Below are 23991 nucleotides of genomic sequence, written 5' to 3'. Positions count from 1 at the left end.
GAACCTAAGAAGCAAAACGAAAACCTCCCTGAGCATTGCTCATTTGCTTTTCCTTTACCACTAGAAGTTGAGCAGCAATAGAAATTGCAATATCAGACGGTTTTTTGCTTTTAATCTCAGTAATTCCGACCGGACAAACAAGCTGTTTGCTTTGCGCCTCCGATATTCCGGAGTCTTTGAACCGTTTAAGTGTTCGCGCGCGCTTTGTTGCACTGCCTATCAATCCAATAAATGCCAGATCGGTTCTACGAACAGCGGCATCTACTATAGCATGATCACGCTTGTGATCATGGGTCATTACGATGACATAGTTTCCCGGCTCAAGGTTCTTTACGACGACTTGAGGCTCATTTAGATGAATGCAGCGGATATTGGAAGGTACATATTTAGGAAAAATTTCACGCCGTTCATCAATCCAACTGATCTGAAAGCCCAAAGGGGCCATCGCAAGCATCAAAGCCTTGCCAACATGCCCTGCACCAAACAGATACAGGTGAGGCCTATCCTCCCCGAACCTCTCGGTCAGTTTGCCTTGATTTAAAACAATTTCTGCGGAATCTGCACTGCACATTGCAGGGGGTAATACGTGCCTTTCAAGGGGGCCGGAGCTGCAAGTATTTGCAGTCGTTGAAAAAATTCCCACCCCTTCTTGTGTGGAAAAATCTTGTGCACGACCGCGATAATTGAGGTGAAATTGCTCAAATGCGATTTCAACCCGCCCACCGCAGCACTGCCCAAGGTCTGGACCAAGCGCGTATGAGCGCGTCTGGAAGGCCACCCCGCCATTTCCCATCAATGAAACAGCTTCATGCAAAACATCGTACTCAAGACGGCCACCACCGATGGTTCCCTTAAACGACATATCCGGTCGCACCACCATGCGCGCGCCAACCTCGCGGGGGGATGATCCAGCAACATCCAAAATGCTCACCAGCACGCATTGGCCAGCAGCATCAAGAGCAGACAAAACTTCACCCCAAACCCGCATCAGCCCTCCTCTCCAACCTTGATCGCTTTAACAGCTTTCAAAATCGCTTCAGGCGTTGCAGGTGCATCCAGTGTCGGCAAAACACCCTTGTTCAGGCTCGCAACCGCATCGTTAATCGCGCAGAACACTGAGATCGGCAGCATCAAAGGCGGCTCTCCAACAGCCTTGGAGCGATAGATCGTTGGCTCAGGGTTCCCGTCACTCTCATAAAGCGCCACATTAAAAATCTCAGGCACATCCGTGGCAGTCGGAATCTTGTAGGTAGACGGAGCATGTGTCCGCAGTCGGCCAGCATCATCAAACCACAGCTCTTCCGTGGTCAACCAACCCATACCCTGCACAAAGCCACCTTCGATCTGACCGATATCCAGCGCCGGATTGAGCGACTTACCTACATCATGAAGCACATCAACCCGCTCAACTTTCATCTCTCCGGTCAATGTATCAATCACCACTTCAGAGCAGGAGGCCCCATAGGAGAAATAAAGGAATGGACGTCCCTTTACCCGCTCACGATCCCAGATGATCTTGGGCGTTTTGTAAAATCCTGAAGAAGAAAGATGAATCCGATGCTCGTAAGCAAGTTGAGCCAGCTCCTTGATGGAAAGCTTCTGCTTCCCGCAAATCAGCATCTGGTCATCAACCAGCTCGATGTCTTCCTCAGACACCTCGAAATGCTGCGCCACAAAGGTTTTCAGCCGTCCAACAATCTCACGACAAGCAATCGCTGCTGCCATACCGTTCAAATCCGTACCGGACGAGGCAGCTGTCGGTGACGTGTTTGCCACCTTGGAAGTGTTGGTCGCGGTAATCTTTACCTTCTCAAGGCGAACCCCCATCTCAGTCGCTGCAATCTGCGCAACCTTCTGATAGAGGCCCTGCCCCATTTCTGTACCGCCATGGTTCAGGTGCACAGAACCATCCCGATAAAGATGCACCAGTGCACCCGCTTGGTTGAGATGGGTCAGCGTGAACGAAATACCGAACTTCACCGGCGTCAACGCGATCCCTTTCTTCAGGATCACGTTCTCAGCATTAAACGAATCTACGGCTTTACGGCGCGCGCGATACTCGGAGCTTTCCTCCAGCTCATTCACCAGCGCGGCCAGCACGTCGTGTTCATCAACCGACTGCCCATAAGGAGTGGTATTCTCACCCTCGCGATAGAAGTTTGCCTTACGTACATCAAGTGGGTCTTGCCCCATCTTGATCGCAATCGCATCCATCAATCGCTCAGCAGCAAACATCCCTTGCGGGCCACCGAAACCACGGAAAGCTGTATTAGAAACCGTATTTGTTTTCAGCCTCTTGGACGCTATGAGAACATCTGGATAGAAATAACTGTTATCCGCATGGAACATCGCACGATCATTGATACCAAGCGACAGATCCGCAGAGTGTCCGCAGCGCGAATTCAGATTGATTTGAACCGCTTCAATCTTGCCGGATGCATCACATCCCGCTTCCACATCAACCAGAAAGTCGTGGCGTTTCCCGGTCAGGATCATATCGTCGTCACGGTCCAGCCGGCATTTACATGGACGACCAGTAGCGTTTGCAGCCAAAGCCGCCAGTGCAGCCCATTGGTTGGCCTGAGATTCCTTACCGCCAAATGCACCCCCCATCCGGCGCACTTCAACGGTCACCGCCGCCTCATCAACACCCAGCACTTTAGCAACCGTATGCTGAACCTCAGTTGGATGCTGTGTGGAGGAGTGCACAAGCATATCACCATCTTCACCGGGAACAGCAAAGGCCATCTGCCCTTCAAGATAGAAGTGCTCCTGCCCACCCAGCGCAAAACTGCTCTTCACCGTGTGCGCAGACCGTTCCATAGTGGCTTCCGGTGTCCCACGGCGAAACTCATAGTCCGGCAAGACTTTCTGCTCTGCTTTGAGAGCATCAGCGACGCTCACCAGCGGCGTTTCAGCCTCAACTTCAATTCGTGCCAGTTGAACAGCCTTGCGCGCCTGTAAACGGCTCTCAGCCACCACAAGAAACACCAGCTGCCCATGGAATGCGATGCGATCTGATACAAAGACCGGATCATCTCCCATCGCAGGAGAGCAATCATTCACACCGGGAATATCCGCCGCTTCCAGTACCGCAACAACACCGGGAGCTGCTCTGACAGCGCTCAGATCGATTGTCGTCAGACGGCCACACGCTTCATGGGACGCATACCCCGGCGCCACATGAAGCGTGCCGTACGGCTCAATCATGTCATCAATGTACGTCGCAGTGCCAGCTACGTGTTTTTCTGCACTGTCATGTTTGTAGGATTTTCCAACAACCTGAGAGGCCGAGGTGCGTTCCGCTGTCTTTTCAAGAAGATCAGTTGACATGAGCGCCTCCTTCAACCAGTTCACGTTGCCCAAAGACACGCGTTTTTTGCGAGGATGCAGCAGAGATTTCCAGCAGGGCTTTTTCTAAAAGTCCCCGCACAATATCACGCCGATAAGTGCTAGAGGCCCGCATATCAGTCAACGGAACGAATTCGCTCTCAATAATATCCAACGCATTCTGCCAGCTGTCTGGATTGCTCAAGGATGCCCCAACCAGAGCTGCTTCGGCCTCACTTGCACGTTTTGGGATGCCTGCAACACCGCCAAATGCCATGCGGGCACTCTTCACCACACCGTCTTTGACTGTCAGACAGAACGCAGCCATTACCGCAGAAATATCCTGATCAAAACGCTTGGTGATCTTGTAGGCCCGGAACTGCTCATCAGCACTCAAACGCGGCACATTGATCGACGTCAGCACTTCGTTCTCAGCGATGTCCTGCTTGCCATAGTCAATGAAGAAACTCTCCAGCGGCAACGTGCGACGCCCCCGATTGCTTTGCAACTCGATCTCGGCCCCCAACGCAATCAGCATCGGCGGCATATCCCCGATTGGCGATCCATTAGCAATATTTCCACCAACGGTACCCGATGCCCGAACCTGCTTTGAGCCAATCCGGCTGACCACCAGATCCAGATCAGGATCAATGGATTTCAGGAACTGCTCTGCAACCGCATAAGACGCCCCCGCTCCAAGCCGGATGCCCTGCTCATCCTCATAACAAGTGCTCAGACCATTCACTCTCCCTAGATAAATGATCTTTGGCAGGTCACGCAGGTGTTTGGTGACCCAAAGCCCAACATCTGTAAAACCAGAAACAAGGGTAGCCTCTGGATGCTCTCCATAGGTCTCCAGCAAACGCTGAAAGCTGCTGGGAGCAAAGAAGAAGCGTTCGCCATCGCCCACATGAACATCCTGCGCATCCTGAAGAACTACAAGTTTGTGCTCTGTCTCTGTCGCTCGGGCAGAAAATGCATCATTCAAACCATTGCGACATGCATCCAAAGCAGCATCAACAATAGGTCTGTAACCCGTACACCTGCACAAGTTCCCAGCAATCCACGTATTCACATCCTGTCGTGTCAGACCCGGCGTATTTGCGTGGTAAAGTGTGAACAGGTTCATCACGAAACCGGGCGTGCAAAACCCGCATTGCGAACCGTGTAGGTCAACAAGTGCCTGTTGGACCGGGTGTAATCCGTCAGGTCCTTCCAGATCTTCTACCGTTACAAGCTCACAGCCATCAATCTGGCCAAGCAGTAAGATGCAGCTGTTAACGGGCTCATATACGAGTTTGCCGTCACGCAAACGCCCAAGCGCAATGGTGCAGGCACCACAATCCCCTTCGCCACATCCTTCTTTGGTGCCCGTTGAGCGCTCACTCAGGCGCAGATAATCAAGCAAAGTCGCCGTTGGTTCAAAATTGTCCAACTCGATGACCTGACCTTTTCGAAGGAAGCGGATTGCTGTGCGCATCAACTCAGCTCCCCCTGTAGGTGGTGTAACCAAAGGGAGAAAGCAGCAGTGGCACATGATAGTGGCTGCTTACATCCGCAATACCAAAGCGGATCGGCACCACATCAAGAAATGCAGGTTCTGGAAGAGAAATACCCTCAGCCCGCAAATAGTCGCCAGCATGGAACTGCAGTTCATAGGTGCCCACAGTCAGGCTATCACCTTCCAGCAACGGCCCATCCACACGCCCGTCATTGTTGGTCGAAAATACACCTATTTTGGAAAAGCTGTTCCCATCAATGCGAACCAGCTCAACCTGCAGCCCTGCCGCTGGTTTCCCCTGAGCACTGTCCAAAACGTGGGTGGTCAATCGCCCCATAGTTGCCTCGTCTTTCAAATGGCAACTGCAATAGATGCCAGAATCTAAGTGAAACTACAGAGTGCACGACTATTTATGATAACAAAAGAACAAAAAAGTGTCATACATGATGCCATTTAGGCATCAACTTTAGGCAAAATCTTCTCCAATCTTGCCTCCGCTTGCTCAAGAAAAATCGCTGGAGCCAGCGCAAGCCCTCGTAATGATGAGGTAATGACGCAAAAATGGCCGCGTGTCAGCTGCTCATCAATAAGCGGCTTGAAAAGCAGCCGCTTGCTCGCCAGCTCCTCCTCCAACCCAATAACCGTCTGAAACGCCACCATTTCACCTGAGCGCACCAGATGTTTCATAAAGCGCAGAGAATTGGCCTCCACACTGCTGTGCCCACCAATAGAACTGTGAGAGAGCGCTACGTCCAGCCGGGCACGAATAGAGATCCCGCGCGCTGGCATGGCAACCGGATACTCAAAGCACTGTGCAAGACTCAATTGTTCTTCGTCAGCAAGCGGATGCGTCGGAGCCATGATTGCCCCAATCTCCAATGCCTTCTTGTAGGTGATATTAAGCGCATCTGTATCCGGTGGTTCAAAGGTGAACCCCACATCCACTTCCGCTTTCTCAACGGCCTGCGCAACCCGCTCAGCCCCCATCACCTGCACATCCACATGAATACCGCTGTAGTCCTTGTGAAACTGCGCAATCACCTCAGGCAACAGCGCCTCAGTCACACTTTCAACCGTTGCAATGGAAACCACACCACGGCGAAGACCTTTAAGCGCATCCAGCTCAGCACCGGTCGCCTCCAGATCGGATAGCGTCCGCCGAATATGGGCCAGCAGAATTTCCCCTGCAGAAGACAGACGGATCGTGCGGCCAACTCGCTCAAACAGCTCCATTCCCAACTGCTTTTCCAGTGTGAGAATTTGTCGGTTCACCGCAGAAGACGCCACATTGAGCTTGCGTGCTGCCGCCCGAATGGAGTTCTCTTCCGCAGCCGCTGCAAAATAGCGAAGCGCTGGGCCGTAAAGATACCGCGACCGATCCATCAATCCTCCCAATCCCTCAAACGTATTTAAGGGATAATCACTGTTGCACCGGTGGTTTTACGCCCTTCCAGATCGCAGTGCGCCTGCGCAATGTCCTTTAAGCTGTAACGCTGGTTGATCTGAATATTAATTGTCCCGTCAGCCACAGCAGCAAACAGGTCCCCAGCCGTCTCTTCCAGCTCCCAGCGCTCCGCAATGTAATTGAATAGCGTCGGACGCGTCGCAAACAGCGAGCCTTTCTGAGATAGGATGGCCATGTTGAACTCAGGGAGCGGCCCGGACGATTGACCAAAGGAACACCAAAGCCCACGTGGACGAAGGCAATCCAGCGATGCAGGATATGTATCCTTGCCCACACTGTCATAAACCACATCACAGCCGCGCCCATCGGTGATCTGACGCACCCGCGCTACCCAATCCTCGCTCTTGTAATTGATCACATACTCATAACCGTTGGCCTGAGCCAGCCGAGCTTTTTCTTCCGAGCTGACTGTCCCGATCACCCTTGCACCAAGGGCCGACGCCCATTGACCAACGATAAGCCCGACACCGCCTGCCGCTGCGTGGTAAAGCAAAGTCGTATCCGCTCCCACGTTGTAGGTCTCGCACAGCAGATAGCGTGCGGTCATGCCTTTCAACATTAAAGCCGCCGCTTGCTCATCACTCACACCTTCGGGGATCTTCACAAGCACGCTGGCAGGAATATTACGCTCTTCACTGTAAGCCCCCAGCGGTCCTGCATATGCTACACGGTCTCCAAGAGCGAGCCCGGTCACGCCTTGCCCAAGCGCAACAACAATCCCTGCCCCCTCATTGCCAGGAATAAACGGGACGCCGTTTGGAGCCGGATAAAGACCAGAGCGAAAATAGGTATCAATAAAGTTGAGCCCGATCGCAGTGTGCCTGATCCGAACTTCTCCATGCCCCGGATCAGGCAGGTCTACATCCACGTGTGTCAGAACGGACGGATCACCAGTTTTTTCAACGCGAACAGCAAAGACCATATGGATTTTCCCTTACAAAAGCTGGAGGCGGAGTTTGGACAGAATGCCGCTAACTTGCAAGCACCTTTGGGAAAACCATGCTCCACCCTGAGAAATGCAAGCATCAAAGCAAAAAGCCCGACCAATTGGCCGGGCTTCTAAAAACTCATTTATCGAGAATCACATCTTACGAAACAGCTGGTGAACAGCCCCAACGCAAAACAGATAAAGGCTCGTTGCCGTGATCAGCGCAAACAACCAGTTATCGATAATAAAATCCTGATAAAGGGCAACCGCAAGTGCAGCACTCCACACAATGAGAATGCCCAAGGTCAGCGGACGCCACTTGACGGTGCGCACCGGGTGGACGAATTCAACAGGAGCAAACGTCAGCACAGAACACAGCACCACCATGCCGATGATGATCCATGGCGGAGACTGCAGTGCAACCAGCACAACAATCACCATATTCCAGACACCAGGGAAGCCAAGGAAGCCACCGCTTTCTGTCTTCATGTTGCCGTCAGCGAAGTAGATCGCGCCGGTAAACACAATAACAGCACCAGACAGAAGCCCCCAGAACTCTGAGAGAAGGCCGCTTTGGTATAGCGCGAAAGCAGGCAGGAAAACGTAGGTCGCGTAATCAATCACTAAATCCAGAATAACGCCGCTCCAGCGCGGCAAGCGATTCTGAATGTCATATTTACGTGCTAAAGGACCATCCAGCCCGTCGACAACAAGTGCCACCCAGAGCCAGAAAAACATCATAGGCAGATTGCCGTTCGCTCCAGCGACAAGCGCAAGCAACGCAATGGGGGCCCCCAATGCGGTGAGGATGTGAATGAGGAACAGCCGGGAGTTGGTCTGACCGGTCAACTTTGGGTCCTTTGTTATTCTTTAAGTGCAGGTACCACTTAGAACAATCTATCGCCCAAAGCTTCAATAAGAGGTAAGTCCGCCCGAGCGAAATAGATGTTTGCACCGCCCCATAGCAGAAGTGCGATACCTATTCCATAGCTTGTAAACGGTGTTTTGCTCTTTTTTTCAAGTGTCATTATGAGACCAAGCAGCGCGATCCAAATAATATTCATGATTCCCACTGCAAACATAAGCACCATGAGTGCCCAACAGCACCCCAAACAGTACAAACCTTGCTCAATTCCAAACTGGAAGGCACTTTGCTTTTGCTCACCAGAATGCAGAGCCAATGCAACATTGGGTGTCCGGCACCGGTCAAGACAGGCCTGCTTGGCAGGCGTAAATTGATAGATCGCAGCTGCAATGACTGTTGTGATTGTCAGTGTAGAAAAGACCGGCAACATCATCGGGCTCATCACGCCCAGCTCATGCAGCACACCTTGGGCAACGGTCGCAACAACGGAAAACGCAATCCAGACAGCCAGATAGCCGCCAGCCACCACGTAAATAGCTTTACCGCCACGCGCTTCATGGTAGGTCTGCAGCATGGGCATGGCAGTCGGCAACATCATGGCAAGCACCATCATGAACCACATCACAAACAACAGAAAATAGTCGTAAAGGCCCATATTCACCAGCGCTGGCATCCCAAACGCTTCCTGAGCCAGAGGCAAACACAGCGAGGCAAGCTGAACACGCACATGCTCCGGCAGGCCCTGGAACATATTGAACTGATTGAACAGCTCCATGCCCGGCCCCATCTCGCCCATATCCATACGAGAGATCATGTCGATGACCATGGCCGCCAGATAAACCCAGCCTAAAACCACAGCACCGCCCAAAACAATGTACGGGAGCCGATAGGACAACTGTAAATCCGTTTTCGGACTGGTAACTGACATAACCAACCTCAAAATCAATCAGGACAGCCGAAACTCTGCGGTTCCGGAACCGGCGCAACTTATGCAGCATCTCTAATAGACCAGTAATAGTCCCAATGCGACATTGATTTAGTTCAAATCTAAACTGGAGCCTGCGACATGATGAAGCTGGCGCAACGAGACCTCTCCGCTTTCATTAGGGGACTATCCGCGTGCGACACCTTGAAACCGATAGGTTTTATCCCCTAGATACTTGGGTAATAGAACGCAAACAAAATGCGGAACGAAAAAATGGCAGCCAATCTTGCAACAGACAGCACCAAAGGCAAAAGCAACGACCTCACGCCGTCGCAGGAAAAGAGCTACGATTGCGCTGTAATCGGCACAGGCCCGGCTGGCATGATCGCCGCCCTTGCGCTCGCCAGCAATGGACTGGAAACTGCGCTTGTCGGCCCGCCAGTCAACCTCAACGACGCCCGCACCACCGCGCTGATGGACGCCTCCCGCCAGTTTCTGGATAACATTGGCATTTGGAAAGACTTGCGTTCAGCGTTTACGCCGCTGGAAAAGATGCGTCTGATCGACGGCACCGATCGTCTTTTACGTGCACCGGAAACCACATTCTCTGCCTCAGAACTGGACCTGCCTGCCTTCGGCTACAACATCCTCAACAAGGATCTGAACCGGGTATTGTTTGATCTTGTGAACAACAACGAGCTCATTGAGCTTGTCGAAGACACGATCAAAAACGTCAGCAGCAATGATCATAAAGCCACCATTGAACTGAGCAATACGCCAGACATCAGCTGTCATGTTGTCATCGGCGCAGATGGACGGAATTCTGTGGTGCGCCGCTCCGCTGGCATTGAGACTAAGAACTGGAAGTACCCGCAAGCGGCACTCGTTCTCAATCTCAAACACGACCTGCCGCACTACAACATTTCAACCGAGTTCCATCGCAATACCGGTCCATTCACCATGGTCCCACTTCCGGGCAAGACGTCTTCCCTTGTTTATGTGGAAACGCCAGAACGCGCAGAAGAGCTAAACAACTACAAGGACGAAGCACTCGAAGCTGAGCTGGAAAAACTCAGCAAGTTCGTTCTGGGCTCGCTTAAACTGGCAAGCCCAAGGCAGGTCTACCCACTCTCCGGCCTGACAGCCGTTCACATGTGTGGCAATCGCTCGCTGCTTATGGGAGAGGCAGCCCACGCCTTCCCGCCAATCGGCGCCCAGGGTCTCAACCTGTCTCTTCGCGATGTAGCCGTTGCAACTGAACTGCTAGCAAACGCCAAACACACCAAAGCAGATATGGGATCGGCTGAGTTGCTGCAAAAATATGATCGCAGCCGCAAGGTAGACGTCATCAGCCGCACAACGGCTGTAGACCTGCTCAACAGATCGTTGCTGACGGATGCCTTACCTGTTCAGATGTTGCGTTCTCTGGGGCTCTACACCGCCTCCAGAATCCCACTTGTACGCCGTCTGCTGATGCGTGAAGGCATCGCTCCATCCTGGAGCCTACCAACACTGATGCGCGCGCAGAACGATTAAGGCACCAGTATTCCAGATTGAATGAGATAAATGAGCGTTGGCAAAGTAATAACAGATGCCAACGTTCCATAGAGCACGGCTGTAGACGCGCGCTCAACATAGCTCGAGTAGTGCTGAGCTAGCACATAAACATTCGCCGCAGGTGGCAACGCTGCCATGAGAACAGCTGTTGAGACCCACAGACTGTCAAAGCCCCCAATCCACTCCAGCAGCACAAATACAAGGATTGGATGCACCACCAGCTTGATAAGCAACAGGACCGGCAGCTCCTTCGCCGTTCTCCGGCTAGGCTGCAAGGCAATCGTCACACCCATAGCAAACAACGCACAAGGCGCCGCAGCTTGTCGCAAAAACGAGATGGTCTGGTCGAGCGCAACAGGTGGCTTGAACTCAATCGCAGCAGCTAAAATGCCCGCAAACACCGCAAGAATGAATGGGTGTGTGATGATCTTCTTGAAAATCTCAAAGGCCAGAGGCCCAAACTTGATGTTTCGCGCGCCACCAATCGACATCATCATGGGAACGAGAATGAACAGCAAGATTGTATCAAAACACAGGATCAAAGCCGTCGGCACCGCCGCCCCTGCCCCAAGAACAGCAAGAGTAACACCCGGTCCCATATAACCAATATTGGAATAAGAACCGACCAGTGCCTGCACAGTCGCTTCACCAATGCTACCGCGCAATATGAAGCGTGCAAAAGCATAAGCCAGCACAAACATGGCAAAGGTGGAAAATGTAGTCGCAGCGACAAAATCAAACGTCGCAAGTTCTTCCAGTGGCGTTTCGGAAAGCAGCTGAAAGAACAGCGCAGGCAGCGCCAGATAAATCACGAAAAAGTTCATCCATGCCAAACCCTCTCGTGAGAGTTTCGCACTGCGACCAGAAACAAACCCCAGGAAGATGAGCAGGAAAAATGGCATTGCCAAATTAACAACATTGAGCATCTAAACCATTTCCCCATGCAATTTTTTAGTGTTCTCCGCATCCAACTGGAGAATGAGTTGCTTTTGAAATGCTGATTGGCTAATCACCATGTCCGAGTTGAGCGTATATAGCCATTCTACAGAGGTTGGCATACCGGCAACTACGACACTATAGTATGCGAGTAAACGGAACTGGAAAGCTCCATCCGCCCAAAGGCCAATATGAAAGCTAAAAAATCCCGTCGCCCACTGACACGTCGCAAGAAGCTCAGCTTTCGTGCTGAATGGCTGGCTCTAAGATCTATCGGCGGAATTCTGCGCTCTATGCCGCTGGATTGGTCCTCCGCTTTTATGGGAAACATGTGGCGCTTGATCGCCCCGATGACCCATAGGCATGCCCGAGCGAAAGCGCACATCATGGCCGCCTATCCGGAAATGACGCTCAATGAGGCGGATAAAATTGTCCGGGATATGTGGGAAAACCTTGGCCGGGTCTCTGCTGAAACCGTTTTGCTCTCCAAAATCCACAAGGATCCGAGCCGCGTCACCTATGTAAACCCAGAGGTCTTTGAAGACTCGGTTGGTGAAGGCGCCGTACTTGTAACCATGCACTCCGGTAACTGGGAAGTTGTCTCCGACAAAGCAGAGGAACTTGGCCTCCCGCTCGCAGGGGTCTATCAAAAACTGAAGAACCCCTATTCTGAAGAATATTTGGTCGGGAAAAGAAACTTTCTCTATAAACTTGGCTTGTTTTGCAAAGGCCACGACACCGGCACAAAGATCATTTCAATCCTGCGTAAAAAGGGCTCGGTTGCCTTCGTCGCAGACGTACGCGACCACCGCGGCGTCAAAATTGAGTTTTTCAAACAACCTTCAGCAGCAACACACATTCCAGCTGCACTTGCGCGTACTATGAACAAGCGCCTTATTGCTGTGGTTGCGCGCCGTAAAAAAGGCTCCCGCTTCGACATCATTGCCAAGGAAATTCCGGTCGCACGCACCAAAGACCGTGTACAGGATGCAATCACCACAACTCAGGCAGTACATGACCAGTTTGAAGAATGGATCCGCGAAGAACCATCCCAGTGGATGTGGATCATGAAGAAGTGGATTTAACCAGTTCACTCAATGTGTACCGTCGCAAAACGAAAACTGGTGACACACATAAGCAAAAACTGAAGCTGTATAATCAATTCTAACTAAAGACTAAGGGCTTCAGGACTTAGCCCAAAGAGCTGATTTTGCACCGCACAATATTCTGTATACTCCCCTCTGAATTTCCATTTCGGCTCGGGAGGGAGCTAGCCAGATGAAAACTTATCGTTCCTTTTATAAACCTCTGGCCATTGGTGCTCCAACACCGTTTGCTGAGCCACCTGTCGCGCTGGAACGCATGATCCACTTCGTGCCCCCGCATATCGAAAAGATGCGTGCGAAGATCCCGCAGATGATTTCGCAGGTGGATGTAATTCTCGGTAACTTGGAAGACGCGATTCCAGCCGATGAAAAACTCAATGCCCGTGAGGGCTTCATCCAGATGGCCAATGACAATGACTTTGGCTCTACAAAGCTCTGGACGCGCATCAATTCACTGGAAAGCCCGTGGGTACTGGACGACATCACTGAAATCGTCACCCGCTGCGGCAACAAGCTTGATGTGATCATGCTGCCAAAAGTGAACGGCCCCTGGGACATTCACTATTTGGATCAATTACTCGCTCAACTGGAAGCCAAGGCAGGCGTGAAAAAGCCAATCCAGATCCACGCCATTCTAGAAACGGCTGAAGGCGTCAACAACGTAGAAGCCATTGCTACAGCCAGTCCGCGTATGCACGGCATGAGCCTCGGTCCAGCAGATCTTGCAGCCTCCCGCGGCATGAAGACAACTCGCGTTGGTGGTGGTCATCCTGACTATCAGGTGCTAGCTGATTCCGACGGCGACGCACCACGCACACGCTACCAGCAGGATCTATGGCACTACACCGTCGCCAAAATGGTAGATGCATGTTTGGCCGCAGGCATCAAGCCATTCTATGGCCCGTTTGGAGACTTCAGCGATCCTGCCGCATGTGAGGCTCAGTTCCGCAACTCATTCCTCATGGGCTGTCTTGGAACCTGGACATTGCACCCAAGCCAGATTGGCATTGCAAAATCAGTCTTCTCACCAGAGCCAGATGAAGTGAAATTTGCTCGCAGAATTCTGGAGGCAATGCCAGATGGCACCGGCGCGGTGATGCTGGATGGAAAAATGCAGGATGACGCGACGTGGAAACAGGCAAAGGTGATCTGTGACCTAGCTGATCTGGTCATCTCCAAAGACCCGGATTTGGCAGAAACTTTCCAATAATCAATCCTGGAGAGTGGTCGGCGCCACTCTTCAACCACGCGAATGTGCATATCAATGAAATGTGAGGAGCTATTCATCCCCAAACGTCACATTTTGATCGGTTTGTGCTGCCTCTCGCCTCTTTGCTGCGCTATATAGCTTGACAATAAGCGCATGGCATGACCTTTAAGGCGCCCTGACAAGATACAGTATCTTCGAAAGCTTGGTGGATTATGGAGACAATTAGAACCGCGAAATTCAGAATTGGACAGGTCGTACGTCACCGCCTGTACCCGTTCCGTGGCATAGTCTTCGACGTTGATCCCACATTCGACAATACAGAAGAGTGGTGGGAGTCAATTCCCGAAGAAGCACGCCCAAGCAAGGACCAGCCTTTTTATCACCTTCTCGCTGAAAACGCTGAGAGTGAATACATTGCTTATGTCTCGGAGCAGAATCTGGAAAAAGACGACAGTGGCGAACCTGTGAGACACCCGCAGGTCGATGAGTTTTTTGATGAGACCACCGATGGAGACTACATCGTCAAGGATGTGGAAATTCATTAAAGACGGTTCCTGAATTCTCTTCATGGAAATCCCATCTTTTCAAAGTCATCAGATCAATAAAAAACCCGAAGGAAAACTCCTTCGGGTTTTTTAATTCTTAAAGCAAAAACCAAATTACTGGTTTGCTTGACGCTGCTGCTCAATCAGCTTCTGACGAGCGGCTTCAGCACGCTTCTGAAGTTCAGACTGCAGGCGCTCCTGCTTTGCCTGGAGTTCTTCAGGCTTAATAGCTTCACCATCATAAATACGGGTGAACCCTTTCAAAGTAAGATCGAATGGACGAGCCTTACCCTGCTGGTTCAACGTAGTAATGATCAGCTTGCCACCTTTTTTCAGGCCACCGATGAAGGTGTCATCAATAACCATCTCGGCAATACAAGCGTTTGGAAAACAAATTGTATATTTAGCTTCAGACTGTTTGCCACCATCAACCTGTACACGAAGACCAGGCTGAATCAGCATTCCTGGAGGAACAGCAAGATGCAGCAGCTTGCGGCTTTCGCCGGTCACTTCACGCACAACAGCTTGAGCTAGGAACTGGCCTGTGTCCGTGCGCAGTTCTTGTGTGATAAGGCAAAATTCTTTCTTGGATTTAGGATCAGTGTTACAAACTTTCACCCAAGCATCGTCTGCCTGTGCATTCTGTGCAACACTGGTGCCTGCAAAGCCAACAGCGGCCATTGCTGCAATAATCCCACCAGTCAGAACGCCCTTAAAATTAACGGCCATCCCAAATTTCCTCAAAGTTTGATCCGGTGCAAAACGATGCCTCCGGCAATTACGCAGCAACCATTTTTTAAGTTCAACAGTGTTTTGACTGCTTGTTCGGCGCCAAGCATACTCAGAACAGAGCTGAAAAAAAGGCAACGCTTCTGTTAAATGCTACTTATGTACTCTTTAAACGCCTCGGAACCATTTTTCCACCTATAGATTGGGGTGGTTACTGTCCTTTTCCAAAGCCTCGTAGGCTGAAATTTCCTCAGAATCGTATTATTGCTATATTCTGCGGACGCCCTAGGAGAAATTCTAATGACTAAATTCCGATCCTATGTGAATGGAATAAACAATTTTACGAAAGGGCTTGTTGTCATTTCCGGTATGGCAACATTAGCTTGTTCAACTGCACTGGCTCAGGATACCGTTCCTTGGAGCCATGGCATTGCAATGCATGGGAAACCTGCGCTGCCAGCAGATTACACTCACCTGCCCTATGCAAACCCGGAAGCTCCTAAAGGCGGTCGTCTTTCTCTCGGCGTTCAAGGTACATTTGATAGTCTCAATTCCTTTGCTCTCAAAGGAGCATGGACATCCGCACGCGGCATGAAAGAGCGTCAGATGGGCTCTTTTATCCTGGAGAGCCTCCTTCTTCGCACCAATGACGAAGCATTCACATTGTATGCACACCTTGCTGAAGCTGTGCGCATGCCGGACGAGCGGAACTGGATCGAATTTCGTCTGAGCCCTGCAGCAAAATTTTCCAACGGTGACCCGTTAACCGTTGAAGATATTATCTTTTCTCTTGAAACCATCCGTGATCATGGCCGCCCGCCTTATGCGCGTTGGTATGGCAAAGTCGTCAAGTTCGAAAAAACGGGGGCACATTCTGTAAAACTGCATTTTAAAGATGGCAGCGACCGCGAGCTTCCACTGCTCATTGCTCTGGCCCCTATTTTCAACAGCCGCACAACTGATCCCGAAACGTTCGGCAACACCACGCTGACACCGCCAATCGGAACCGGCCCTTACATTTTCTCTGAAATCGACCCCGGTAGACGTACCACCTACACACACAGGGACGATTATTGGGCAAAAGATCTGCCACAGAAAATCGGCTTCGATAACTTCAAAGAAGTGACCGTTGATTACTTCAGAGATTATAACGCCTTGCAGGAAGCGTTCCGCAAAGGTGACACAGAAGCGCTCATTTATGGCAATCCAAGCCTTTGGGAGAATGCGGGTGACTTTCCTGCGTTTGACGAAGGCAAGGTTGTCAAAGACGTATTTGAACGTGGCACGCCACCGAGCATGACCGGCATCGCGTTCAACACCCGTCACCCCCAGTTCTCTGACAAACGCGTCCGCCAAGCTCTTGGCATGCTGTTGGACTTCCAATGGATCAACAGAACCCTCTTCAACGGACTGTACAAACGTACAGACGGATATTGGGACAACTCTGAACTGTCCTCCATTGGGCGCCCGGCGAACGAGTTGGAAAAGAAACTTCTTGAACCATACCCGAATGTGGTCACAGACGAGGTTCTGGCAGGAACATGGCGCCCTTCCGAGGCTGATGGGTCCGGGCGTGACCGCAAGGTATTACGCGACGCACTGAGCCTTTTCAAACAGGCAGGGTACAAACTTGATCAAGGCAAACTGATCAACACAAAATCCGGCGAGCAGCTCAGCTTTGAAATTCTTGTACGCGTTCAGGACGAAGAGAAAGTCGCGCTTGCATTGCAGCGCACAGCCAAACTTCTGGGCATCGAAATCTCAGTAAGAACCGTCGACGCCGCCCAGTTCGAAGAACGCCGCGCATCTTTTGGGTTTGATGCCCTCTTCAACACTTGGTTTGCTTCCCTTTCTCCCGGCGGTGAGCAATATGCACGCTGGTCATCGCAGGCAGCAGACACCAAAAGCTCCAGAAACATCGTTGGCGCAAAAGAACCTGTAATCGATGCATTGATCGATGCCATGGTCGCGGCCCGTACCCGTGAGGAGTTTGTAGCCGCAGTCCGCGCATTTGACCGTGTTCTGATCTCGGGCTTTTACGCAATTCCACTCTATCACGCCCCTGCTGAGTGGGTTGCACGATGGACAACCGTTGAGCATCCAGCCAAATCACCGCTTTACGGCATGCAGTTCGACAACTGGTGGGATGCACCTAAAGAGTAGATAAACACATAAAAATTAGGCTGCGTTCTTGATGAAGGCAGCCTACTCAACAAAAGTGTCTATTAACCAACTTGTCGAATCTCTAATTTCTCAGTCGCTTAGCGGACTTACCTTAAATGATACTGTCAAATACCGATGCCATTGCAAACCACAGCACAACTGGAGTTTGGGGCAATATCACTCTTGATATGCTGTTCCGGCGTGCTGCGCAAAAACATCCAAACCGCTTGGCATTGGTCGATGCACCCGACAGAGAAACATGGACAGGCGGCAAGCCACGCCACCTGACCTATGCCGAAGCAGAGCAGGAAATCAGCAGAATTGCTGGCTTCTTCGCAGCTGTAGGGATGGAACCCGACCACATTTTGGGCCTGCAATCTCCCAATACAGTCGATAATGTTCTTTGCATTCTAGGAGCACTGCGAGCTGGCCTGATTGTTTCCCCCTTCCCGCTGCACTGGCGCCACTCTGAGATTTTACGCGCACTCAGCACAGTAGATGCCAAAGCACTGATCACAGCAGATCGCGTTGAAACCCGCATGCTCGGCGAAGAAGCGCGCGACGCTGCCGCTGACTTTTTCTCTCTGCGTTTCGTTTTTGGCCTTGGCAGCGACATTCCCGACGGCCTCATCGATATGGCACCTATGCTGGCTGAGAGTGGGGATTCCTTCCCGGAGCCGGTGGTAGAACGGGACGGCGCACCTGCCAATCACGTCGCCACACTCACCTGGGTTCACTCTGGATCTGAAATCAGCCCAATCCCACGCAGCCATAACCACTGGGTCTCCACAGGCCTCATGCCGTTTCTTGAGACAAGACTGGAGCCGGGTGCACGGATTTTGCTGCCGTATATTTTGTGCGGAATTACCGGAATTGGCGCCGGTTTGGTCCCGTGGCTACTGAGCGAAGGAACGCTGCACCTCCACCATCCACATGCTTTATCCACATTAACGGATCACGCACGCTCCATTGAGGCAAATTATATTTTAACCCCTGGACCGCTTGCTTCTCACATTGATGGGGCCTTGGAAGGCTGGAAAACAAACACCGTTGCCACATGGGCAATCACCTCTCCAACGCCTACCAAATACAAAGCCAAAGGCATCGTAACAGACCTCCATGTGTTGGATGAATATGCACTGGTGGCACATTTGCGAGGAACCTCTGAGGAGCCTGTCCCGCTCATTCCGGGCAACCAGTTTGCCCCAAGCACATCCACCCACGGCCCGTGCCTTATTAATATTGATCCCGTTGAAATAAATGAGGAATATTCACAGGGAATTTCGACAACAGCGCCCGGATACCACCTCAAACTCAAGGGTGCGATGGTCCCAGATGCAGATTGGCCGACCAACGAATCTCATCTGACATTCTTCAGCAACGAGCAAAATGAACATGGGTTGATTACTCAAATCCCTGTTGGCGTACATGACGTTACTGGAGCAATTCATGGCTTTGGAACGCCCGGTCAAAAAGCGCCCGGTTTGCTGGAGCTGGAACGTCTCGACGAAATATACAGTGAATTCTCGGGGGTAAAAGAAGCGGCTGCTTTTCTGGTAGAAGATGAATTAATGGGTGCACGCCTTATGGTCGCGGTGGTACCGTCAGAAGGTCTTCTCGTTGATGTGGAAGCCTTTTACGCCTACCTCGACGCATCACGCGTCAGCCTAACAATGATGCCACATAGAATTCTGTCACTCCGCGCATTACCAATGACAGAAGATGGCACTGTAGACCGACAGAAATTGACCAGACGCTCCCAGCCAAAACCGGTGGAAGCGGTTGCCTGAGAGGATGAATGGCCGATCATAGCCAACCATTAGAGACTGAAACGCAAGATTCCAGTTGGGGCAAAATCCTGCTGATCGCACCGGTGCACAATCATGTCTTTGATATGTTGGAGCCTTTGACCGTTCTGTCTGATCGACTAGTCGCAGTGCGAACAAGCGCACAGCTTATGGAAGAGCTTCAAGGCACAAGCGTCCTCCCCATCTGCATTCTATTACCATGGCAAGAAGATAACCCTCCTGAGCTTGACAAACTCACTCAAACCATTAGGGAATTTCGAAAAGGCCCGGGAGTTGAAGTTCCGCTTCTGATTATTACAACTGGCAGTGCGCCCGTCCCGCTGGATTTAAAGCCAAGCGCGACCGTGAGTGATGCGATACCACCAGATGTACTGTTGCCACGCATTGCTGGTTTGAGACGCCTGGCCAATAGAGCAGAAGAAGCACGCCTGCGCCGTGGCCTGTTTGGCCCATTGCCGGAGTATAAGATCGAGTTCGGCCCGCTAAAGTCCGCAGGTCTGCTGGTCGCTGGCTATGGAAAGCACTTTGGACGTACACAGGCCCTATTGGATATGCCTGTCGAAATTGTTGGTGGCTTCTCCTCCGATATGACAGAAGATTATCTGACAGCGCGCCGATTTGAAGCTGTCTTGATCGACATGCCCACATGGCAAGCTTGCGAAGAGATTGAGCGGCTGCGAGCTGATCCGCGTTATTTCAACTTGCCCATACTTGCGCATAGCGTTGACGAAGAATCCGCACACCTTCTCTATTCAGCAGGTGCAACTGATGTCCTGCTCGGTGACGTCTCAGACAAAGCGCTCACGGGTCATATCATCAGCGCCTTGCGCGCAGGCAGACGCCAACGTTTGACCGATGCAATCCTGACTGTTTCCAGCCAATGGCTTGCACGTCAGGATAATGATGACTTTCTATCCGAACAAAAATACCTCAACTACCTGAAACTTCTGGAAGAGTCCACGAAACGACGTGGTGAATCCATCTACGAACTCAATCTTCTTGAACTCATAGAACGTTTCACTGGCAGCAACCCTCAGGCATTCGCACAGCATCAAATGTACTGGAGCGGAACTGTTCTTTCCATAGCCATGGCCGTTTGCCGTGATGAAGACTTCGTTGCTAACATTGAAGGTCGCGGACCCGTTGCCGTTCTACGCAGCAAAAAAGGCATGGAGCAGCTCTCAAACCGCGTGCTCGTCATGGTACGCACTACAGGCTTGGGCAACGGATAAGCTCTTCCACCTCCTCACGAAACTGTGAGAGTTTTCCTGGGAAACTATCCAATTTTCCTGATAGATTGCAGAGCTAACGAGACAAACCTATAACTGAGAATACTGATGTCTACTACTGCCCCGATTGTCATTGATGTTATCTCCGATGTCATGTGCCCATGGTGCTTCATCGGCAAACGCCGACTGGAGAAAGCCTTAATGATGCTGCCGGACAGCACCGTAAAAGTTCAATGGCACCCCTACCAACTTGATGCGACCCTTCCCAAAGAAGGCAAAGATCGCAAAAAGTATCTGGAAGACAAGTTTGGTGGAGCTGAACGGGCAAAAGAGATCTACGCTCAGGTAAGCAATGCCGGTGCAGCAGAAGAAATTGACTTCAAGTTTGAGGCAATCACGAAATCCCCCAACACAATCGACAGCCACCGGTTGATCCGCTGGGCCCGCTCTGAAGGCATGCAGGACGCGATGGTCGAAGAGCTGTTCAAGCTTTACTTCACAGAAGGTGCTGACCTGACCGATAAGCAAGTCCTGACCAGCGCCGCCGAACGCGCAGGTCTCAACAGCAAACTGGTTTCTGATCTATTGAATACAGATCAGGACGTAAAAGAAGTTGAAGCAGATGTGGTCCGCGCTCATGAAATTGGTGTTACGGGCGTTCCCTTCTTCATCATCGATGGCCGCTTTGCAGTGGCAGGAGCAGAAAATCCTGAAACACTTGCAGCAGCAATCCGCCACGCCGTGGAAACAAAAACTGGCGAATAAAAGAAGTAGCCGCGTCTTTATGTACTCAACGATCTTCTGAAGTTAAATTCCAAGCGCAACAACAAAGCCACATATTCAACTGCTGGATTTCAATAGTGGCTCTGTTTTGCTTGCAGGTATAACCTTGCATGCATGAGCCTCAGGACTTTCATCGCACTGCTACTAACACCCATTGCCATTTGGCTTGTAAGTATTGCAGCGCTCTTCGTGATTAGTTCGAGCACTGACTGTTCATTTTCATCGAAGGGTATAAGCCCCTGCATCATTTATGGGATTGATATTGGGCACTCTTTGTATGATCTCGGTCTGATGGCGGCATGGGGGTTCCTAGCCGTCCCGTATATGTGGGGTTATCTGTTTGCAGGGTGGTTCATATTCAAAGTCGGAACCTTTTTATACGGCATTTTCATCAGGATGTAGAAAGCAAAAAAGCCGGCCCAAATGGACCGGCTTTCTTAATTTCAAGCAAATGCTGAAGGTCTTATCCGCGCAGGATAGAACGACCAGCAAACACGCCCTGGAGGCCCAGTTCTTCTTCGATACGGATAAGCTGGTTGTACTTAGCCATACGGTCAGAACGGGACAAAGAACCTGTTTTGATCTGGCCACAGTTGAATGCAACTGCCAGGTCAGCAATGGTGTTGTCTTCGGTTTCACCTGAACGGTGAGACATGACAGAAGTGTAGCTTGCACGGTGCGCCATATCGACAGCTTCCATGGTCTCAGTCAGAGAGCCGATCTGGTTCACTTTCACGAGGATGGAGTTTGCAGTGTCGTTTTTGATGCCGCGAGCAAGACGCTCGGAGTTGGTCACGAACAGATCGTCACCTACCAGCTGACACTTATTGCCGATCGCTTGGGTCAAAGACTTCCAGCCATCCCAATCTTCTTCAGCCATACCGTCTTCGATGGAGAATACTGGGTACTTGCTCACCAGATCTTCAAGGTAGCGAACCATTTCATCAGAACCAAGGATTTTGCCTTCGCCCTTCAGGTTATACTTGCCATCCTTGTAGAACTCGGTGGAAGCTGCATCAAATGCAAGCATCACGTCGTCACCAGGGGTGTAACCAGCTTTCTCAATAGCATTCAGAACGAAACCGATCGCATCATCAGTAGAACCGATACCAGGAGCAAAACCGCCTTCATCCCCCACATTGGTGTTGTGGCCAGCAGCGGAAAGACCTTTTTTGAGCGTATGGAAGATTTCACAACCCATACGAACAGACTCACGCAGAGAGCTTGCGCCCACTGGCATGATCATGAATTCCTGGAAATCGATTGGATTGTCAGCATGCTCACCACCGTTGATGATGTTCATCATCGGAACTGGCAGCGTGCGTGCACCAAAACCGCCCACATAGCGGTAAAGTGGCATCGCAGCCGCTTCAGCAGCAGCTTTCGCAACAGCAAGAGAAACGCCCAAAATAGCGTTTGCACCAAGACGGCCTTTGTTTTCGGTACCGTCAAGTTCGATCATAGCACGGTCAACTTTGATCTGGTCTTCAGCGTCCATACCGCCCACAGCATCAAAGATCTCACCGTTTACAGCTTCTACAGCGTCCTCGACACCCTTGCCAAGGTAACGCTCACCGCCATCGCGGCGTTCAACAGCTTCAAATGCGCCAGTGGAGGCGCCGGACGGAACTGCAGCCCGACCGAAGGAGCCGTCTTCCAAAAGCACATCAACTTCAACAGTTGGGTTGCCGCGGCTGTCAAGGATTTCGCGACCAATAATGTCGATGATAGCAGTCATCTAAGAGTACTCCAATGTACTTGTAGAGTGTGGAATTTTGGCTCTAAGAGCTTTTACCCGAGGTACTGCCCCCAAGGAAGAGAAGAGACCGTACCCTTCTGTAAATCCTTGGGAATAAACGAATGTATTTTGTCGCACCTCTACGTAAAAACGCAGTATTTTGTCACTTTCCTTAGGTGCCGTGAAATATCTAAAGCGTAAAACTTCCGTTTTTCGCGATCCGGTCAAAATCCTGCAGCCACAGCAGCAAGTCTTTGAGTCGGTTTAGAGGAATCATATTCGGACCATCAGATGACGTGGTGTTGTCAGGATCGTCATGTGTCTCCACAAACAGGCCTGCAATACCAACGGCAACAGCAGCACGTGCCAGTGTTGCAACAAACTCGCGCTGCCCACCAGATGTACCACCAAGGCCGCCAGGCTGCTGTACAGAGTGAGTTGCATCAAACACCACCGGAGCACCCATGTCCGCCATAATCGGCAGAGCGCGCATGTCTGAAACAAGTGTGTTGTAGCCAAATGTTGCGCCACGCTCGCACAGCATTACATTGGAGTTGCCACTCTCAACCACTTTGGTCATGACGTTTTTCATGTCCCAGGGCGCGAGAAACTGTCCCTTCTTCACATTCAGCGCTCTACCGGTTTTCGCAGCAGCAACAAGAAGGTCAGTTTGGCGGCACAGATAAGCTGGAATCTGCAAAATATCGCAAACTTCACTAACTGGCGCACAATGGTTTGGCTCATGCACATCCGTAATCACTGGCAAGCCGTAGGTTTCTTTGATTTCCGCAAAAACCTCCAGACCTTTGGCCATGCCCATACCGCGACTGGCAGAGAGGCTGGTCCGGTTCGCCTTGTCGTAGCTCGCTTTGAAAACCAAACCTATGTTCAGCTCTTCTGCAATTTCTTTGACAGCCTGAGCCATTTCCATAGCGTGTGCGCGGCTCTCCATCTGGCATGGTCCAGCAATAAGAGAAAACGGCTTATCATTTGAAAAGACAGCGTTTCCAACTGAAACTTCTGAATTTGGTTGAGACACGAAGAGATCTCCTTAAAGGCGTGAATATAATCCAAAAGTTGATTAGGCGCTTTGGCTCCAAATTACAAGAGGAGGAACGATGCGATGCGTTCCACTGATCAGCCCCACTTGAGTAGTCCGGTTTGAAAGTTAGT

At 51.2% G+C, this 23991-nt stretch carries 20 protein-coding genes; 8 read left to right on the top strand and 12 right to left on the bottom strand.

Features of this window, described 5'->3' with window-relative positions:
- Positions 1 to 4 precede the first annotated feature (4 nt).
- The 8 genes from xdhC to PsWM33_RS24840 form a co-directional block, all read right to left on the bottom strand.
- On the bottom strand, positions 5 to 988 hold the full coding sequence (xdhC, locus tag PsWM33_RS24875; protein WP_063302016.1) for a xanthine dehydrogenase accessory protein XdhC: 984 nt from the start codon (positions 986 to 988) through the stop codon (positions 5 to 7).
- Positions 988 to 3333 (bottom strand): xanthine dehydrogenase molybdopterin binding subunit, encoded by a 2346-nt coding sequence (xdhB, locus tag PsWM33_RS24870; RefSeq protein ID WP_063302015.1) that lies wholly within the window; start codon positions 3331 to 3333, stop codon positions 988 to 990. Before xdhB ends, xdhC begins: the two co-directional genes overlap by 1 nt.
- Entirely contained in the window at positions 3323 to 4810 is a 1488-nt protein-coding gene (xdhA, locus tag PsWM33_RS24865) for a xanthine dehydrogenase small subunit (protein ID WP_063302014.1), read from the bottom strand. The genes xdhB and xdhA overlap by 11 nt, the downstream gene beginning before the upstream one ends.
- A 4-nt stretch (positions 4811 to 4814) precedes the next feature.
- Entirely contained in the window at positions 4815 to 5168 is a 354-nt protein-coding gene (gene uraH, locus PsWM33_RS24860; protein ID WP_063296915.1) for a hydroxyisourate hydrolase, read from the bottom strand.
- A 116-nt stretch (positions 5169 to 5284) separates the two neighbouring features.
- Entirely contained in the window at positions 5285 to 6214 is a 930-nt protein-coding gene (locus PsWM33_RS24855; protein ID WP_063302013.1) for a LysR family transcriptional regulator, read from the bottom strand.
- A gap of 26 nt (positions 6215 to 6240) precedes the next feature.
- Positions 6241 to 7218, bottom strand: a complete 978-nt coding sequence (locus PsWM33_RS24850) for a quinone oxidoreductase family protein (protein WP_063302012.1) — start codon at positions 7216 to 7218, stop codon at positions 6241 to 6243.
- 159 nt (positions 7219 to 7377) lie between these two features.
- Entirely contained in the window at positions 7378 to 8073 is a 696-nt protein-coding gene (locus tag PsWM33_RS24845) for a CDP-alcohol phosphatidyltransferase family protein (RefSeq protein WP_063296918.1), read from the bottom strand.
- A 38-nt stretch (positions 8074 to 8111) separates the two neighbouring features.
- Positions 8112 to 9017 (bottom strand): DUF2182 domain-containing protein, encoded by a 906-nt coding sequence (locus PsWM33_RS24840; RefSeq protein WP_063296919.1) that lies wholly within the window; start codon positions 9015 to 9017, stop codon positions 8112 to 8114.
- Between the two features lie 270 nt (positions 9018 to 9287).
- Here PsWM33_RS24840 and PsWM33_RS24835 point away from each other — a divergent pair, with 270 nt between their 5' ends.
- Entirely contained in the window at positions 9288 to 10550 is a 1263-nt protein-coding gene (locus PsWM33_RS24835) for a UbiH/UbiF family hydroxylase (protein WP_063296920.1), read from the top strand.
- On the opposite strand, the gene PsWM33_RS24830 is transcribed toward PsWM33_RS24835, so the two are convergent.
- Entirely contained in the window at positions 10547 to 11497 is a 951-nt protein-coding gene (locus tag PsWM33_RS24830) for an AEC family transporter (RefSeq protein ID WP_063296921.1), read from the bottom strand. The two genes, PsWM33_RS24835 and PsWM33_RS24830, sit on opposite strands and share 4 nt — an antisense overlap.
- A 201-nt stretch (positions 11498 to 11698) precedes the next feature.
- On the opposite strand from PsWM33_RS24830, the gene PsWM33_RS24825 reads away from it, so the two are divergent.
- The 3 genes from PsWM33_RS24825 to hspQ all read left to right on the top strand — a co-directional run bounded on the left by PsWM33_RS24825 (position 11699) and on the right by hspQ (position 14368).
- Positions 11699 to 12592: a lysophospholipid acyltransferase family protein gene (locus tag PsWM33_RS24825; protein ID WP_063302011.1), complete on the top strand. Its 894-nt coding sequence runs from the start codon at positions 11699 to 11701 to the stop codon at positions 12590 to 12592.
- A 193-nt stretch (positions 12593 to 12785) separates the two neighbouring features.
- Positions 12786 to 13823, top strand: a complete 1038-nt coding sequence (locus PsWM33_RS24820; protein WP_063296923.1) for an HpcH/HpaI aldolase/citrate lyase family protein — start codon at positions 12786 to 12788, stop codon at positions 13821 to 13823.
- Positions 13824 to 14035: 212 nt separating this feature from the next.
- The gene (gene hspQ, locus PsWM33_RS24815) at positions 14036 to 14368 is read left to right on the top strand and encodes a heat shock protein HspQ (protein ID WP_057466287.1); all 333 of its coding nucleotides are present in this window, start codon (positions 14036 to 14038) and stop codon (positions 14366 to 14368) included.
- A gap of 114 nt (positions 14369 to 14482) precedes the next feature.
- Here hspQ and PsWM33_RS24810 read toward each other — a convergent pair whose 3' ends face one another.
- Positions 14483 to 15097 (bottom strand): invasion associated locus B family protein, encoded by a 615-nt coding sequence (locus PsWM33_RS24810; protein WP_057466286.1) that lies wholly within the window; start codon positions 15095 to 15097, stop codon positions 14483 to 14485.
- A 300-nt stretch (positions 15098 to 15397) separates the two neighbouring features.
- Here PsWM33_RS24810 and PsWM33_RS24805 point away from each other — a divergent pair, with 300 nt between their 5' ends.
- From PsWM33_RS24805 to PsWM33_RS24790, 4 genes are all read left to right on the top strand, one after another.
- A complete protein-coding gene (locus tag PsWM33_RS24805; protein ID WP_063302010.1) occupies positions 15398 to 17260 on the top strand; it encodes an extracellular solute-binding protein in 1863 nt (620 codons plus the stop codon).
- A gap of 116 nt (positions 17261 to 17376) precedes the next feature.
- On the top strand, positions 17377 to 19050 hold the full coding sequence (locus PsWM33_RS24800; RefSeq protein ID WP_063302009.1) for a class I adenylate-forming enzyme family protein: 1674 nt from the start codon (positions 17377 to 17379) through the stop codon (positions 19048 to 19050).
- An 8-nt stretch (positions 19051 to 19058) separates the two neighbouring features.
- Complete coding sequence (locus PsWM33_RS24795) at positions 19059 to 20300, top strand: response regulator transcription factor (protein WP_063302008.1); 1242 nt, start codon at positions 19059 to 19061, stop codon at positions 20298 to 20300.
- 105 nt (positions 20301 to 20405) lie between these two features.
- Complete coding sequence (locus tag PsWM33_RS24790) at positions 20406 to 21062, top strand: DsbA family oxidoreductase (RefSeq protein WP_063296927.1); 657 nt, start codon at positions 20406 to 20408, stop codon at positions 21060 to 21062.
- 481 nt (positions 21063 to 21543) lie between these two features.
- Here the strand turns inward: PsWM33_RS24790 and eno are convergent, their stop codons facing one another.
- Entirely contained in the window at positions 21544 to 22818 is a 1275-nt protein-coding gene (gene eno / locus PsWM33_RS24780) for a phosphopyruvate hydratase (RefSeq protein ID WP_063302006.1), read from the bottom strand.
- Positions 22819 to 23008: 190 nt separating this feature from the next.
- Positions 23009 to 23857: a 3-deoxy-8-phosphooctulonate synthase gene (kdsA, locus tag PsWM33_RS24775; RefSeq protein WP_063302005.1), complete on the bottom strand. Its 849-nt coding sequence runs from the start codon at positions 23855 to 23857 to the stop codon at positions 23009 to 23011.
- Positions 23858 to 23991: the final 134 nt, after the last annotated feature.

Origin of the sequence: Pseudovibrio sp. WM33, from assembly GCF_001623165.1 — a bacterium.
In the GTDB taxonomy this organism is placed as follows: domain Bacteria; phylum Pseudomonadota; class Alphaproteobacteria; order Rhizobiales; family Stappiaceae; genus Pseudovibrio.
This window is presented reverse-complemented; position numbering and strand designations above follow the sequence as displayed.